This window comes from Pseudomonas berkeleyensis, from assembly GCF_014109765.1.
Lineage (GTDB): Bacteria > Pseudomonadota > Gammaproteobacteria > Pseudomonadales > Pseudomonadaceae > Aquipseudomonas > Aquipseudomonas berkeleyensis.
Genome location: NZ_CP059139.1, coordinates 249,583 through 264,697 on the forward strand (window position 1 = coordinate 249,583; position 15,115 = coordinate 264,697).

General features: G+C 62.5%; 13 protein-coding genes and 1 pseudogene. 9 read left to right on the forward strand and 5 right to left on the reverse strand.

Annotation, left to right across the window (positions count from 1 at the left end; genetic code table 11):
• Nucleotides 1-6: 6 nt before the first annotated feature.
• Entirely contained in the window at nt 7-474 is a 468-nt protein-coding gene (locus HS968_RS01180) for a MarR family winged helix-turn-helix transcriptional regulator (protein ID WP_182369793.1), read from the reverse strand.
• A gap of 222 nt (nt 475-696) precedes the next feature.
• Here HS968_RS01180 and HS968_RS01185 point away from each other — a divergent pair, with 222 nt between their 5' ends.
• Complete coding sequence (locus HS968_RS01185; protein WP_182369795.1) at nt 697-1,302, forward strand: glutathione S-transferase; 606 nt, start codon at nt 697-699, stop codon at nt 1,300-1,302.
• 9 nt (nt 1,303-1,311) lie between these two features.
• Here HS968_RS01185 and HS968_RS01190 read toward each other — a convergent pair whose 3' ends face one another.
• From HS968_RS01190 to HS968_RS01195, 3 genes and pseudogenes are all read right to left on the reverse strand, one after another.
• On the reverse strand, nt 1,312-2,451 hold the full coding sequence (locus HS968_RS01190; RefSeq protein ID WP_456107221.1) for a methyl-accepting chemotaxis protein: 1,140 nt from the start codon (nt 2,449-2,451) through the stop codon (nt 1,312-1,314).
• Nucleotides 2,443-2,937 (reverse strand): annotated as a pseudogene (locus HS968_RS26885) (MCP four helix bundle domain-containing protein); the annotation flags it as partial. The pseudogene HS968_RS26885 and the gene HS968_RS01190, both read right to left, overlap by 9 nt.
• A gap of 89 nt (nt 2,938-3,026) precedes the next feature.
• The gene (locus tag HS968_RS01195) at nt 3,027-3,857 is read right to left on the reverse strand and encodes an EAL domain-containing protein (protein WP_182369799.1); all 831 of its coding nucleotides are present in this window, start codon (nt 3,855-3,857) and stop codon (nt 3,027-3,029) included.
• A gap of 419 nt (nt 3,858-4,276) precedes the next feature.
• Between HS968_RS01195 and HS968_RS01200 the strand changes: the two genes are divergently transcribed.
• Together HS968_RS01200 and HS968_RS01205 are read left to right on the forward strand one after the other, a co-directional pair.
• A complete protein-coding gene (locus HS968_RS01200) occupies nt 4,277-5,290 on the forward strand; it encodes an AraC family transcriptional regulator (protein WP_182369801.1) in 1,014 nt (337 codons plus the stop codon).
• A gap of 216 nt (nt 5,291-5,506) precedes the next feature.
• Entirely contained in the window at nt 5,507-6,487 is a 981-nt protein-coding gene (locus tag HS968_RS01205) for a GntR family transcriptional regulator (protein ID WP_238338901.1), read from the forward strand.
• A gap of 389 nt (nt 6,488-6,876) precedes the next feature.
• Here HS968_RS01205 and HS968_RS01210 read toward each other — a convergent pair whose 3' ends face one another.
• Nucleotides 6,877-8,412 (reverse strand): UxaA family hydrolase, encoded by a 1,536-nt coding sequence (locus HS968_RS01210; protein WP_179623418.1) that lies wholly within the window; start codon nt 8,410-8,412, stop codon nt 6,877-6,879.
• A 228-nt stretch (nt 8,413-8,640) separates the two neighbouring features.
• Between HS968_RS01210 and HS968_RS01215 the strand changes: the two genes are divergently transcribed.
• The 6 genes from HS968_RS01215 to HS968_RS01240 all read left to right on the forward strand — a co-directional run bounded on the left by HS968_RS01215 (nt 8,641) and on the right by HS968_RS01240 (nt 14,829).
• On the forward strand, nt 8,641-9,144 hold the full coding sequence (locus tag HS968_RS01215) for a TRAP transporter small permease (RefSeq protein ID WP_179623419.1): 504 nt from the start codon (nt 8,641-8,643) through the stop codon (nt 9,142-9,144).
• Between the two features lie 71 nt (nt 9,145-9,215).
• Nucleotides 9,216-10,493, forward strand: coding sequence for a TRAP transporter large permease (locus HS968_RS01220; RefSeq protein ID WP_202884210.1), 1,278 nt, complete (start codon nt 9,216-9,218; stop codon nt 10,491-10,493).
• A 102-nt stretch (nt 10,494-10,595) separates the two neighbouring features.
• Nucleotides 10,596-11,618, forward strand: a complete 1,023-nt coding sequence (locus HS968_RS01225) for a TRAP transporter substrate-binding protein (RefSeq protein WP_106737722.1) — start codon at nt 10,596-10,598, stop codon at nt 11,616-11,618.
• A 66-nt stretch (nt 11,619-11,684) separates the two neighbouring features.
• Entirely contained in the window at nt 11,685-12,602 is a 918-nt protein-coding gene (locus tag HS968_RS01230) for an NAD(P)-dependent oxidoreductase (RefSeq protein WP_182369803.1), read from the forward strand.
• Nucleotides 12,599-13,447 (forward strand): fumarylacetoacetate hydrolase family protein, encoded by an 849-nt coding sequence (locus tag HS968_RS01235; RefSeq protein WP_182369805.1) that lies wholly within the window; start codon nt 12,599-12,601, stop codon nt 13,445-13,447. The genes HS968_RS01230 and HS968_RS01235 overlap by 4 nt, the downstream gene beginning before the upstream one ends.
• A 176-nt stretch (nt 13,448-13,623) precedes the next feature.
• Entirely contained in the window at nt 13,624-14,829 is a 1,206-nt protein-coding gene (locus HS968_RS01240) for an alpha-hydroxy acid oxidase (protein WP_119692397.1), read from the forward strand.
• The last annotated feature ends 286 nt before the right edge of the window (nt 14,830-15,115 follow it).

A 15,115-nucleotide genomic window follows, 5' to 3' on the forward strand; every position in this document is an offset into this window, starting at 1 on the left:
GCGTGCTCAGTTGAGGCGTTCGGCAAGCGCCAGCATCACCCGGCACCAGGCGTCCTGACCGTCGGTGTCGGTGGTGGCGAAGGCGTCGCGCAGGGTGCGCCGCTCCAGCTCGGTGGCCTCGGCCTCCAGCGCCGTACCTGCTTCACTCAGTGCCAGCAGCTTGAAACGATGCCTGCCTGGCTCGCGGGTGTACTGCACCAGCGTCTGCTCGAACAGGTGCGACAGCGGACGATGCAGCGCCTGGTTGCTGACGCCCAGGGTGCTGGCCAGTTCTCCGATGCTGATTGCATCGGCGCGGGCGATCACATACAGAATGCGGTGGTGCACACGGGACAGCCCGCGCGCCTCCAGAAAACGGTCGGCCTCCACCGTCAGGCCGCGGAAACCGAAATGCAGCAGCTCGAGGCTATGGTCGAGCGGATCCAGCGACTTCAAGTTCACGGACGCCGTGTTGATCTTCTTCTCGATGACCATGGGATATTTACGCCGGTTGAGGTGGGCACAAGCCTAAGAGCCTGTTCACGATCTGCTGCGCGTCGGCGCTACTGCGTTAAAAACAAGCTCGGATGCTCATTTACCACTCGTAAACTGCGCTTCCTCGCTTGTTTTTGCCTTGTATCGCTCTAGCTCGCGAGATCGTGAGCTGACTCTAAGGCCTCCACCCGCTTCATCACAACACGACACAGGAACATGCAGATGCAACTGATCTACGCCGCCGCCTCACCCTTCGCCCGCAAGGTTCGCGTACTGGCTGCGGAAACCGGCCTGCTGGAACGCATCGAGCTGTTCGATACCGCCGTGCTGCCGACCACGCTGAACGAGCGGGTCAATGCGCTCAACCCGTTGGGCAAGATTCCGGTACTGCTGACCGACGACGGCCAGGCGCTGTACGACAGCCGGGTGATCTGCGAATACCTCGACACCCTGCATCAAGGTACGAAGCTGCTACCGGACGGTGCCGCGCGCTGGCAGGTGTTGCGCCTGGCCGCATTGGCCGATGGCCTGATGGATGCTGCGCTGTTGGCGCGATACGAGCGCGCTGCGCGCCCGGCCGAGCTGCAATGGCCTGCCTGGCTGGAGGGGCAGCTGGGCAAGATCCAGCGGGCATTGGCGGAGTTGGAGCGCCAGGTCGGGCAGCTGCAGGGGCCGCTCGACCTGGCGCAGATCGGCGTTGCCTGCGCTCTGGGCTATCTGGACTTCCGCTTTGCCGACCTCGACTGGCGAGCCGCGCATCCGGGCCTGGCCGCTTTCCAGCAGGCCTTCGCCCAGCGCGCCTCGATGCAAGCCAGCGCGCCGGTGTGAGCCGCCGGCTCAGAGACGAAAGCGTGTCACCAGCTGATTGAGGCCGACGGCCAGGATCGACAGCTCCTGGCTGGCGGCAGTGGTCTGATCGGCGCCGGCCGAGCTTTGCAGTGACAGGTCGCGGATGTTGACCAGGTTGCGATCCACCTCGCGCGCCACCTGCGCCTGCTGTTCCGAGGCGCTGGCGATCACCAGGTTGCGTTCGTTGATGGAGCCGATCGAGCGGGTGATTTCCTCCAGCGCCTGGCCGGCGGATTGAGCCAGGCCGAGTGTCGAGCCGGCGCGCTGCATGCTGGTGTCCATCGCCTGCACGGCCTGTTCGGTCTCTTTCTGGATAAGATCGATCATCTGCTCGACTTCGCCGGTCGATTGTTGGGTGCGATGGGCGAGGGCGCGAACCTCGTCGGCTACCACGGCGAAGCCTCGTCCCTGCTCGCCGGCTCGCGCGGCCTCGATGGCAGCATTGAGCGCCAGCAGATTGGTCTGTTCGGCGATGGCGCGGATCACCGTGACCACCTGACCGATGTTGCGCACGTTGTCGGCCAGACGGCGGATCTCTTCGCTGGTGGTGGAGATGTCCTGCGTCAGCAGGCCGATCGATTCGACCGTCTGGCCCACCTGGCTCTGACCCTGGCGGGCGGTGTGGTCGGTCTCGCGGGAGGCCTCTGACGTGCTGACGGCGTTGCGCGCGACCTCTTCCACGGCGGCGGTCATCTGGTTGACGGCGGTGGCGGCCTGTTCGATCTCGTTGTTCTGCTGATGCAGGCCACGCGTGCTGTCTTCGGTCACCGCATGCAGCTCTTCGGAAGCAGAAGCCAGCTGGCTGGACGAGTCGGCGATCTGCTGGATGGTGTCGCGCAAGCTACGCCGCATGGTGGCGAGTGCCGCCAGCAACTGCGCCGGCTCATCCTGGCCGTCGTCGGTGACGTCACGGCTGAGGTCGCCGGCGGCGATATCCTCGGCCAGGCCCAGCGCCTTGCTCAGGGGGACGACTACGCTGCGAGTGAACAGAAATGCGAGTGCGACCGTCAGCAGAATCGCCACGATGATGGCTGCCTGGACAATATACCGGGCGCTGTCATACGCCTCCTCGCTCTGCGTCGAGGCGTTTGCAGCACCGGTCTTGTTGAGTTGCATCAGTACCCGCATCGACGCGGTCAACGCATCGGCCGTTTCGCTCAGCACGCCACCGACCAGTTGCCTGACCTGGGCATCGTTGCCGGCCAGAATCGCCTCCATTACCTGGGACTGGCTGGCCATGTAGCGATCCAGGCTACCGCGGAACGCATCGTAGGCCATCTGCTCCTCAGCGGACTCGATGAACTGCACATAGGTCTGTTCGACACGTACCAGGTCTTTCTTGGCCTGATCCAATGTGGCCAGGTCGGTACTGCGGCTCTGCGCATCCTGGGTGATGTGAATGCGCAAGGTGAGCGCGCGGATTCGAGCGGCGCTCAGGTTCATTTCATCCAGGGCCAGCACGGAAGGAAACCACTTGGCTTCGATCGCGTCGGACATATTGTCCATGCGCGACATCTGCGCCATGGTGATCCAGCCCAATAGCAATACCAATAGCGCCAATACGGCAAAGCTTGCCGCCGCACGCCAACCAATTTTCATCTTTCTCAGCAACATGACTACCTCGTTTACCAGCAGCGGAATAAGTCGGCGGGCTACTTGAAAGTTGATTGAGCGATCAATTTTCAAGTAGTGGGGAGTGATGGCTAATTGGTTATTCGCGATGAACCTTGAAGATGTTCAAGTTCACAGGTTGGTCGCCCGAAGAAATAACCTTGTACCCAGGTACTTCCCAGGCTGGCGGCCAACTGCAGATCAACGGAAGTTTCGATGCCTTCGACGATTACGCAGGGCGCCAGGGTCTTGCACAGTTCGAGCAGATATTTGAGGGTTTTTTCACCGGTGGCACTATCGCGCGCGCGCTGTATATAGCTCTGGTCGATCTTGATGATGTCTGGCTGGCTTTGCTGGATGAATGCCAGTGTGCCGAAGCCCGAGCCGAAGTCGTCGACAGCTACCCGGCAGCCGGCATGGCGCAGGCGGTGCACCAGATCCACCGCGCCGCGGGTGCTCGGCGGTACGGCGCTTTCGGTGATTTCGATGATCAGGCGGCTGGCCAGGCTGCGGTCGGCCGCCAAGTGGTCGAGCATCTGATCCCAGTCCGCGTCCAGCAAGGTGCTGAGTGCGGAAATGTTGCAGCCCAGGGTCAGGTTCGGGTTGTCTCGCAACAACACCATCACCGTGCCGATCACGCGGTGATCCAGCGGGCGTATGACGTGCAGACGCTCCAGCAGCGGAAAGGGATTGAAACCAAGGCCGTCGCCTTCATGGCGCAGCAGGCTTTCGCGATACAGCACCCGCTCCGGCTCATGGGTGGCAACGACAGGCTGGAACGCCAGGTGGAATCGGCCGCGTTGCAACTCGTCATAGAACAGATGAGCGCGTTGCAGGTCGTTTAGCGGGTTGCTGGTGACAGAGCGCAGGTATGGCTCGTGAATGCTCATGTGATGGCCTTCCAGGCGATGTCGAGGTTCCATGGGCTGTACATCGTTCTCTGTCCCTCTGGTGGGGTCACTGGCAGTGAAAAAAGAGATGCCTTCACCGGCCGTATACGGCGGTGTGCAATCACTAATCGAATACTTAATTCGCGCTGCGGCGTCGGATGGTGGCGGCAACTGGGCAAATGTCAGAGCATTCGCCAGTGGCCCTTATTGATCACAGCACTTGAGCGGGATGAAAAAACGTCTTGCTGACGAAACGATTTTTATCGGGAGATGAATTTCCCGGATTTTTATAAGGGCATCTGAAGATGCCGGCACCCCGCCACTAATATCCTCCCACCTGTTTTATGTCGTGAGAAGTGTTCCCGGATACCAATCGTATGTCCCAGGAGCCGGTCATCTTTTATTGCGTGGTATTTGGAGGAAATGAATTAGTTAATGCTCAGGATTATTAGATGCATACGATTACAAGTGCCTGTTTCCAGATCATGGCCAAGGCATTTGCAAGTGAGGGGTGCAGTCTCGGCAAGCATCTCCCAGGGCTCGATCAGATGCTCGCCGAGGGTGGGCCGATTCGGGTCATACAGGTGTATCGGCTGTTGAACGCCCTGGTCAGTGAAAGCGGTGATGCGGATATCGGCCTGCGTGCCTACGAACACTTTCATCCATGCGTGCTCGGTGTGAAGAGCTATGCGCTGATGTCCAGCCCGACGCTGGCGCAGGCCCTGCAACGTCTGGCGGACTATCACCCGATGACCAGTGATGGTTCGCACATGTTTCTGGAGCGGCATGTCGACCGCCTCAAGCTGGTGGGCGTGGAGAACGCCACCGTCGCTCAGCGGGCGCCCCGTGCGTTCATCGATGCCGGCGCGGCGCTGGTCTTCGCCATCGTGCACTGGTTGACGCCCTTTCAAAGGCCGATGCCGCTGATGCTGGAGCTGACCTACCCAGAGCCGCTGGACACTCGCCAGTTGCGCCGCCTGTTCGGCAACAACCTGTACTTTTCCGCGCGGCGCAATTGCATGACATTCAGCCTGGACGACGGCGCGATCGAATTGCCCACCGCCGCCGCCGCGCTGCACACGCTGCACGTCGAATACGCCCAGGCGCAAATGAGCGAGCAGGTGGATGGTTCGCTGGAGGCCAGGGTACGGCGCATCCTCGCGGAGCAACTGAGCCAGGGTATCAGCCCCGGCCTGAGCGACGTGGCCGACCTGCTCGGCATGAGTCGCCGCAGTCTGCAGCATGGTCTGGTGCGTGACGAGGCGAACTTCACCCTGTTGCTCGACCAGGCGCGTCAACGCCAGGCCGCGAGCTTTCTGCGCAACACCGGACGCAGCCTCAAGTACATTTCGGCGCAACTGGGGTTTCGTGATCAGAGCAGCTTCCACAAGGCCTGTGTGCGCTGGTTCGGTATCTCGCCCAATCAGTACCGGTTGACGCATGCCGATAGCGGCGGGGCTTCCTGAGTTTCAGCTATCGTCAATGGCCGTATCCATGAATGCGGTTTCTTCCACGGCTGTGACAAGCCATTACAATTGACCGCCGCTTCGCGTCCATGAAATGACGCTATTAAGGTACATTGCGCGCAAAGTTAAAATAAAGGATTGGCTGATTGTACTCGGCCCAATCGCAACACCCGTGCCCGTAACACCGACAAGGTGACCAGTTCGAAAACAATAATGATGAAAAAACATCTGAACGATCAGTTATTCGAAATCATCGCCACGAGTATCCGGAAGAAGCGTCTGAAAGCAGGCACCCTGCTGTTGGAAGGGCCTTTGGCGGAGCTGTTCGGCGTCAGCCGCTCTCCGGTACGCCAGGCGCTGCTCAACCTGAACCAGGCGGGGTTGATCTGCACCTTCGACGGTCGTGGTTACCTGGTCGGCGCGCAGCCGGGCAAGGTGCTGCGCCGTCAGCTGGAGCCCGCCGATTTCCAGTTGGCCGAGGACGACGCCCAGGCGCCACGCAAGACCGAGAGCTGGAAGGCGGTTTATGACCAGATCGAGCGTGACCTGCTGCACCAGTCGCTGTTCGGCACCTATCGCATCAACGAGCTGGAGTTGTCACGTCACTACGGCATCAGCCGCACGGTCTCCAGCCAGGTGCTCACGCGTCTGTCGCTGATGGGCCTGGTCGAGCGCGACGAGCGCTCGCGCTGGCAGCTCGGGCAGTGGGACGAGGAGCGACTTGGCGAGTTGTATGAAGTGCGCCGGCGACTGGAGCCCTATGTGCTGGTGCGTGCGGCGGAGTTCATCGAGCCCGAGCAGATCGAGGGCTATATCGAGCGCCTGCACCAGGCCATGGATCTCTATCCGGACATGGACAGTCGCCAGTTCGATGACCTGGAAAGCGACCTGCACATCGAAACCCTCGGCCGCTGCCCGAACCGGCAGATGCTGCAGATACTGCGGCGTACCCACTCGCTGCTGCTGTCGGGTAAGCACATCCTGCTGGACAAGAGTTACTTCCCCGATGAGGAGCCGTTCTTCCGCGAGCACCTGAGCATCTTCGAGAACCTGCAGGCCGGTCGCCCCGATCTCGCCGCGCAGAGCATGGAGGAGCACCTGGTGATCGCCGAGCGCAAGGTCAAGCAGCGCCTGGCCCAGTTCCGCGAGCAGAACGTGATCCAGGCCGTGCCTTATCTGGAGCGGATCGAGGCTTAGAACCTGATCACGATCTCGCGAGCTAGAGCCATACAAGGCAAAAACAGGCGAGGACGCGGAATTTACGAGCTGTAAATGAGCATTCCGAGCCTGTTTTTAACGCAGTAGGGCCGACGCGCAGTAGATCGTGAACAGGTTCTTAGGCTGTCCGGTTCTGGTGCTCACGGCGTGCCCTACCCGGTGTAGGGTGCGCCGTGCGCACCGACTCCTCAAGTCGTGCAAGCGATTTCCCGGATTGCATCCGGGCTACGCGTGCATAGGGGCGTTGTGATTGCGGCGCTTGTGGTGCGCGCGGCGCACCCTACCGTTGGGCGTGCTTCGCTGAGGCTTGTCCAGCTAAACGAAAACGGCCGGGATTACCCGGCCGTTTTTCATTCAGCGCCTGACGATCAGGTCACCGCGCCCACCTGCCACGGCACGAACTCGTTGTCGCCGTAGTTGTACAGCTCGCTCTTCGAGGGTTCGCCCGAGGCGATCTCTATCAGGATGTCGAAGATCTTCTGCCCGGCTTCGGCGATGCTCAGCTCACCGTCGACGATACCGCCGCAGTTGATGTCCATGTCCTCTTCCAGCTTGCGGAACATCTCGGTGTTGGTCGCCAGCTTGATGCAGGGCGCTGGCTTGAAGCCGGACACCGAGCCACGCCCGGTGGTGAAGCAGATCATGTTGGCGCCGGAGGCGACCTGGCCGGTCACCGACACCGGGTCATAGCCGGGGCTGTCCATGAACACGAAGCCGCGCTCGGTGATCGGCTCGCCCCATTCGTAAACGCCATTGAGCGAGCTGGTGCCGCCCTTGGCCGCCGCGCCGAGGGATTTCTCCAGGATGGTGGTGAGGCCGCCGGCCTTGTTGCCCGGCGAGGGGTTGTTGTTCAGCTCGGCGCCGTTGATGCGCGTGTACTCCTCCCACCAGGTCAGGCGGTCGAGCAGCTTCTGGCCGACTTCATGGCTGATCGCACGGGCGATCAGCAGGTGCTCGGCGCCGTAGATTTCCGGCGTTTCGCTGAGAATCGCGGTGCCGCCGTGCTGGGCCAGCAGGTCGGCGGCATAGCCCAGCGCCGGGTTGGCCGTGATGCCGGAATAGCCGTCCGAGCCGCCGCACTGCATGCCGACCATGATGTGTTCGACGCTTTCCGAGGTGCGCTCCAGGCGGCCGATGGCGTCGAGCATTTCGGTCACCTGCTCGATGGCGCGCTGGATGCTGGCGCGGGTGCCGCCGGCGTTCTGGATGTTGAAGACGCGGAAGTTCGGCCCTTCGCTGATGTTGTAGCGCTTCATCAGCGAGGAAATCTGGTTGGTCTCGCAACCCAGGCCGATCACCAGCGCGCCGGCGATGTTGGGGTTGCAGGCGTAGCCCCAGATGCTGCGTTCGAGGAACTTGAAGCCTTCCGACTCGGTGTTGATCGCGCAGCCGCTGCCGTGGGTGAGCGCGACCACGCCGTCGATGTTGTAGCGCTTGAGTAGTTCCGAACCGTTGAAGTGCGCGGCCACGGCGCGCGATACGGTCGCCGAGCAGTTCACCGTCGACAGGATACCGATGTAGTTGCGCGTGCCGACGCGGCCATCCGGACGGCGATAACCCATGAAGCGGCGGCGTTGTTCCGGTGGCAGTACCGGTGTGCGCTCGATGGGCGGTGGCAGCTGGTTGTTGGCGTGGTTCTGCGGCATCGACACGTTGTGGGTGTGCACGTGGGCGCCAGCGGCGATGTCCTGGCTGGCGACGCCGATGACCTGGCCGTACTTGAGCACGGCTTCGCCACTGGCGATGGCGCGGCGGGCGATCTTGTGGCCGGCGGGAATGTCGTCCAGAGCGTCTAGGGCAAGGCTTTCGACATGGCTGCCGCGTTCCAGAGCACGGCGTGCGACGGCCACGGAATCTTGATCGCTGAGGATAACCACGGTCGGGGTATTCGTGATGAGTTGCATGGCTCGTTCTCATTGTTGTTGTGATCGACTGCCGACGATACTGACAAAAATGAACATTGCACGCAATAAATTCCGGTGTTAGTGTCGGCGCCACACAGCTGCTAGCCAGCACACAAAAACAACAATGTGAGGCTTTCCTGATGGATCGTTCCCATCCGCTCGGGCGCGTCGGTTACGTGCCGACCGCCTGCCTGTACAGCCCTGCCATCTGCCCGCAGGGAGCTCGTCATGACTAAGCTCGTCGATGCCTACTTCAACCTGCTCAAGCTGCTTGCGGTCATCTGCCTGGTGACCATGGTGGTGCTGGTGTTCGGCAACGTGGTGCTGCGCTACGGCTTCAACGAAAGCATCCTGATCTCCGAGGAACTGTCGCGCTGGGCATTCGTCTGGCTGACCTTCCTCGGTGCCGTGATCCTGCTGCGCGAGCGCGGCCACATGACCGTGGATCTGGCGCTGCGCGCCATGCCGAGCTGGAGCGAGCGCGGCTGCATGATCCTTTCCCAACTGCTGATGCTCGGCTGCTCCGGGCTGTTCCTGTGGGGCAGCTGGCAGCAGGTGCAGATCAACATGCACATACCGTCGCCGGTGTCTGGCTGGTCGATGGGCTTCTTCTACGGTGCGGGTGTGTTCTTCGGCGCCTCGGCCTGCGTGATCCACGTCTACGAGGCGCTGCGCCTGAGCCTGGGTGGTGAGCTGGTGCTGCGCGACCCGCTGGACGAAATCCACCAATAGCCGCTGCGACGGGTACGTAGCGCAGCTGCGCTCGGCCCTCTCATAACGATAAGAACCGGGGTACTGTGATGATCGTCATCGCAATTTTCGTGATTTCTCTATTGGCCGCCATGGCGATTGGCGTGCCGATTTCCTACGCGCTGATCCTCTGTGCGCTGGCCATGATGTATCACCTCGACCTGTTCGACGCGCAGATCGTCGCTCAGGGCTTGGTCAACGGCGCCGACAGCTTTCCGCTGATGGCCGTGCCGTTCTTCATGCTGGCCGGCGAGCTGATGAATGCCGGCGGCCTGTCCAAACGTATCGTCGCCATGGCCATCGCCCTGGTCGGCCATATCAAGGGTGGCCTGGGTTACGTGACCATTCTCGCCGGCTGCGTGCTGGCGGCCCTGTCCGGCTCGGCGGCTGCCGATGCTGCGGCACTGGCCGCGCTGCTGGTGCCGATGATGGTCAAGGTCGGCCACAGCCGGGAGACCTCCGCCGGCCTGGTGGCCTCCGCTGGTGTGATCGCGCCAGTGCTGCCGCCTTCGATCGGCCTGATCCTGTTCGGCGTCGCCGCCAACGTCTCCATCACCAAGCTGTTCCTGGCCGGCATCGTGCCGGGTCTGTTGATGGGCATGTCGCTGTGCGCGGCCTGGTTCCTGGTGTCGCGTCGCGGCACCCTGACCACCACCGAGCGCGCGCCGTTGCGTGAACTGCTCAAGGCGTTCAAGGAAGGCATCTGGGCGCTGCTGCTGCCGGTGATCATTCTCGTCGGCCTGCGTGCCGGTATCTTCACCCCGACCGAAGCCGGTGTGGTGGCGGCTGTCTACGCCCTGCTGGTGTCGGTGCTGGTGTATCGCGAGCTGACCTGGAAGACCCTCTACCAGGTACTGGTGGCTTCGGTGATGACCACCTCGATGGTGATGTTCCTGGTGGCCTCGGCGATGGTCGCGGCCTGGATGATCACCGTGGCGGATCTGCCCAGCTCGGTGGTCGGTCTGCTCGAGCCGCTGATGGACAGCCCGCGTCTGCTGATGCTGCTGATCGTCACCATCGTCATCGTGATCGGCATGGCCATGGACATGTCGCCGCTGATCCTGATCCTCGCCCCGGTGATGATGCCGGTGGTGGTCGCGGCCGGCATCGACCCCGTGTACTTCGGCGTGATCTTCGTGATGGTCTGCGCGGTCAGCCTGCTCACCCCGCCGGTTGGTGTGGTGCTCAACGTGGTGGCCGGGGTTTCCAAGGTCGGCTTCGTCGGCATCGTCCGCGGGGTGCTGCCGTTCCTGCTGGCGGAGCTGTTGATCATCGGCCTGCTGTTGGCCTTCCCGCAGCTGCTGATCGTTCCGGCGCAATGGTTGTACTGACGAAAGACATCGTGCCGGCCATCGCCTGATGGCCGGTGCCTGGGGCCTTAGAGCCTGAATCCATGCCGGTAACGGCAAGCATAAAAACAAGAGGACTTCACCATGACATTCATTCCCAAGGCCCTGGCCTCACTGCTGTGCGCATCCGCCATGCTGCTGTCGACCGCTCATGTGCAGGCCGACGAGATCAACCGCCACAACTTCAAGATCGCCTTCGTCCAGGCCAAGGATCACCCGCACGGTCTGGGGGCGCAGAAGTTCGCCGAGCTGATCAAGGAAAAGAGCGACGGCAAGATGAAGGTGATGGTCTTCGCCAGCGGCACCCTCGGCGGTGACGCGCAGGTGATTTCCTCGGTACAGGGCGGCACTGTCGACATGACCCTGGTCACCCCGGGCCTGCTTTCGGGCATCGAGAAAGGCTTCGGTCTGTACGGCCTGCCGTTCCTGTTCCAGAACGCCGCCGAGGTCGACGCCGTACTCGACGGCCCGGCGGGGCAGAACCTGCTGACCAAGCTGGAGCCGCACGGCATCATCGGTCTGGGCTACTGGGATCATGGCTTCCGCCACGTCACCAACAGCAAGCACCCGGTGACCAAGGTCGAGGACATCAAGGGCCTGAAGCTGCGCCTGCAGCAGATTCCGACTGCCATCGAGTCCTTCCGCGCGCTGGGCGCCAACGTGGTGCCGCTGTCGTTCACCGAGCTGTACACCGCGATGGAAACCCGCACCGTCGATGGCCAGGAAAACCCGCTGGCGGCCATCGAAACCTCGAAGTTCTATGAAGTGCAGAAGTACCTGTCGCTGACCGGCCACTTCTACGATCCGCTGGTGGCGATCTTCAGCAAACGCACCTGGGACAAGCTCAACGAGACCGAGCGTGAGCTGGTACGCAGCGCTTCCCTGGAAGCCCAGGCCTACGAGCGCAAGGTCTCCCGCGACATGGATGTCAGCTCGCGTGAGGCGCTGGCCAAGCACGGCATGCAGATCAACGAAGTGGCCCCGGAAGAGATCGAGCGCATGCGTGAAGTGGTGCGTCCGAGCTCCGAGAAACTGATCGCCGAATACGGTGCCGATCTGATGGCGGAAATGAACGCCGAGATCGCCAAGGTTCGCCAGGCCCAGTAATCCCTCCCCGCAGTTGGCCGTCGCTGGCGCGGCGGCCGCTGCATTCGCACGCAAGGTGGAATTCTCATGACAGCTATCACTGTCGGTTTCATCGGCCTGGGGCTGATGGGCCACGCCATGGCCGCCAACATCCAGAAGCAGGGCTTCGCCCTCGGGGTGATGGCGCACCGCAACCGTCAGCCGGTCGAGGATCTGGTGAGCAAGGGCGCCCGCGAATACGCCAATGCCGCCGAGCTGACTCGCGCCGTCGACGTGGTGCTGCTATGCCTGCCGGGTACGGCGCAGGTCAGCCAGACCCTGGCGGGTGAGACCGGTATTCTTGCCGGCCTGCGGCCAGGGCAGATCGTCGTCGACTGCAGCACCGGTGACCCGAATCGCACCGCCGAGCTGGCGGCGCAGGTGGTCGCGCACGGCGGTCATTACCTCGACACGCCGGTCAATCGCACGCCCAAGGATGCCCTGTCCGGGCGCCTCAACGTCCTCGCCGGTGGCGATGCCGCAGTGCTCGACACGGTACGTCCGGTGCTCGAATGCTTCTCCGAGACCATCCATCACCTCGGCCCCTTGGGCTCGGGCCACAAGGCCAAGGTGATCCACAACTTCATCTCCCAGGGCAACGCCACCATTCTCGCCGAGGCCTTCTGTACGGCCGCGAAGAACGGCATCGACCTGGCTGCCTTCGCCGAGATTTGCAGCATGAGCGGCGGCTACAGCCGCACCTTCGAACGGATCATTCCCTACGTGCTCAATGGCGATGATTCCGGGCAGCAGTTCGCCTTGAGCAACTGCGAGAAGGACATGCGTTATTACACCGAACTGACCAAGCTGACGCCGACCACCGGCATCGTCTCCGACGCCGTGTACCAGACGTTCATGCTGGCCAAGGTGCTCGGTCATGGCGACAAGTACGTACCCCGTCTGTTCGACGTGTTGGGCGAAATCAATGGTGTGCGGGTCAGCGCCCGTCAGGAGGACAAGGCATGAAACTGCTGCGCTACGGCCCACCGGGCCAGGAAAAACCGGCACTGGTTGCCGCCGATGGCAGCCTGCGCGACCTGTCGGTGCATGTGCCCGATATCAGTCCGTGGGTGCTCGATCCCAAGGCCCTCGACGAGCTGCGCGTGCTCGACCCGGCCAGCCTGCCGAAGGTCGAGGAAGGCGTGCGCATCGGCACGCCTATCGCCAACATCGGCAAGCTGATCTGCGTCGGGTTGAACTATGCCGACCACGCCAAGGAATCCAACCTGCCGGTGCCCAGCGAACCGGTACTGTTCATGAAGGCCACCAGTGCCATCTGTGGCCCCAATGATGCCGTGATCATTCCCCGTGGCTCCGAGAAGACCGACTGGGAAGTGGAGCTGGGCATCGTCATCGGCCGCAAGGCGCAGTACGTTGAGCGCGAGCAGGCGCTGGAGCATGTTGCCGGCTACTGCATCGTCAACGATGTGTCCGAGCGTGCCTACCAGCTCGAAAGGGGCGGCACCTGGGACAAGGGCAAGGGTTGCGACACCTTCGCCCCGATCGGCCCCTGGCTGGTGACCGCCGACGAGATCGCCGACCTGCGCAATCTCGACATGCACCTGAGCGTGAACGGCGAGACCCGGCAGCAGGGCAACACGCGCACGATGATCTTTTCCATCGACGAGATCGTCAGCTACATCAGCCAGTTCATGACGCTCAACCCGGGCGACGTGATCTGCACCGGCACGCCACCGGGTGTGGGCGCCGGGATGAAGCCGCCGCAGTTCCTCAAGGCTGGCGACCGCATGCGTCTGAGTATCAGTGGGCTTGGTGAGCAGTGCCAGGAAGTAGTTGCCTGGAGCCGTTGATTTCAGGGCGATATGCGACGCACAGCCTGTGCAAGATCTCGCGAGCTAGAGCCATACAAGGCAAAAACAGGTGAGGAGGCGGAATGTACTTTGGTACATGAGCACTCCGAACCTGTTTTTAACGCAGTAGGGCCGACGCGCAGCAGATCGTTTATCTAGCGAATAGAGAATGAATCATGCAACGACGCCTATATCCGGGGCGCGATTTTCGTCGTGCGCAGAACATCGAAGAGCTGCGCCAGATGGCCCGCCGCCGGCTGCCCAACTTCTCCTTCGAGTACGTCGAAGGCGGGGCGGACGATGAGTTCACCCTGGGCCGCAACCGTACGATCTTCGAGAGCGTGACCCTGCAACCGCGCACCTTGCGCGATGTCGGCCAGCGCAGCCTGGAACGCAGCTTCTTCGGCCGCAGCGCACAGTTGCCGTTCATGATCGGCCCGACCGGTTTCAACGGCCTGCTGACCCGTGACGGCGATCTGCACCTGGCGCGCGCCGCGGCGGATGCCGGTATTCCCTTCGTGCTGAGCAATGCCTCGACCACCTCGATCGAGGACATCGCGGCCGTCGACGGCATCCGCGCCTGGATGCAGATCTACCTGTATCGCACCCGCGATCACGTGGCCAAGCTGGTGGAGCGGGTCAAGCGCCTGAACCTGGAAGCCATCGTGGTGACCACCGACAGCGCCATCTTCGGCAACCGCGAGTGGGATAAGCGCAACTACGCCAAGCCACTGCAACTCGACCTGCGCAACCGCCTCGACGTGCTTTGCCATCCCGAGTGGATCTGGGACGTGCTGGTGCCCGACGGCGTGCCGCGCTTTCGTAATCTCGGTGACTTGCTGCCGCCCGGCAAGGACTCGGTGAAAGGGGCCGCCAGCGCCTTGGCCGCCGAGCTCGACCCGACCCTGAGCTGGGATGACATCGCCTGGTTGCGCGACATCTGGCATGGCAAGCTGATCGTCAAGGGCATGATTCACCCGGATGACGCGCGCCTGGCGCTGCAGTACGGCGTCGACGGCGTGGTGCTGTCCAATCACGGTGGCCGTCAGCTCGACGGTGCGGTCTCGGCGCTGGAGACGCTGCCGGAAGTGGCGCGCATCAATCAGGGGCGCATGGAGATCTTTCTCGACGGCGGTTTCCGCCGTGGCAGCGATATCGCCAAGGCGCTGCTGCTGGGTGCCAACGGCGTGCTGATCGGCCGTGCTGGCCTGTATGGCCTGGCGGCCGGCAAGGGCCCGGGCGCTGCGCATGCCATCGGCATTCTGCGCAGCGAGCTGGACCGCACTCTCGGCCTGCTCGGTTGCAGCAGCCTGGAGGAGCTGACGCCCGACCTGATTCATGCAGCGCCCTGGCGCGCCCTGGCGGAACGGATTCGCAGCTAGTTTTCCCACTGCCTCGCACTCCCCAATGACGCAGGTGCGAGGCAGTTTTTTATTCCAGCCCGGTAGGGTGCGCCGTGCGCACCGATTCCACCCACGGCATGAGCTGTTGGTGCGTGTGGCGCACCCTACTGTAGCCCGGATGCAATCCGGGAAGTCCTCGCCGCAAAATCCCCGGATTGCATCCGGGCTACGGGCTCACGACTTTTCGAACGAGCAAGAAAACGCCGCGATCCTGCAAAGCAGTCGCGGCGTTTTTCTTGACCGAGCGGTATTGCGCTTCAGGCGT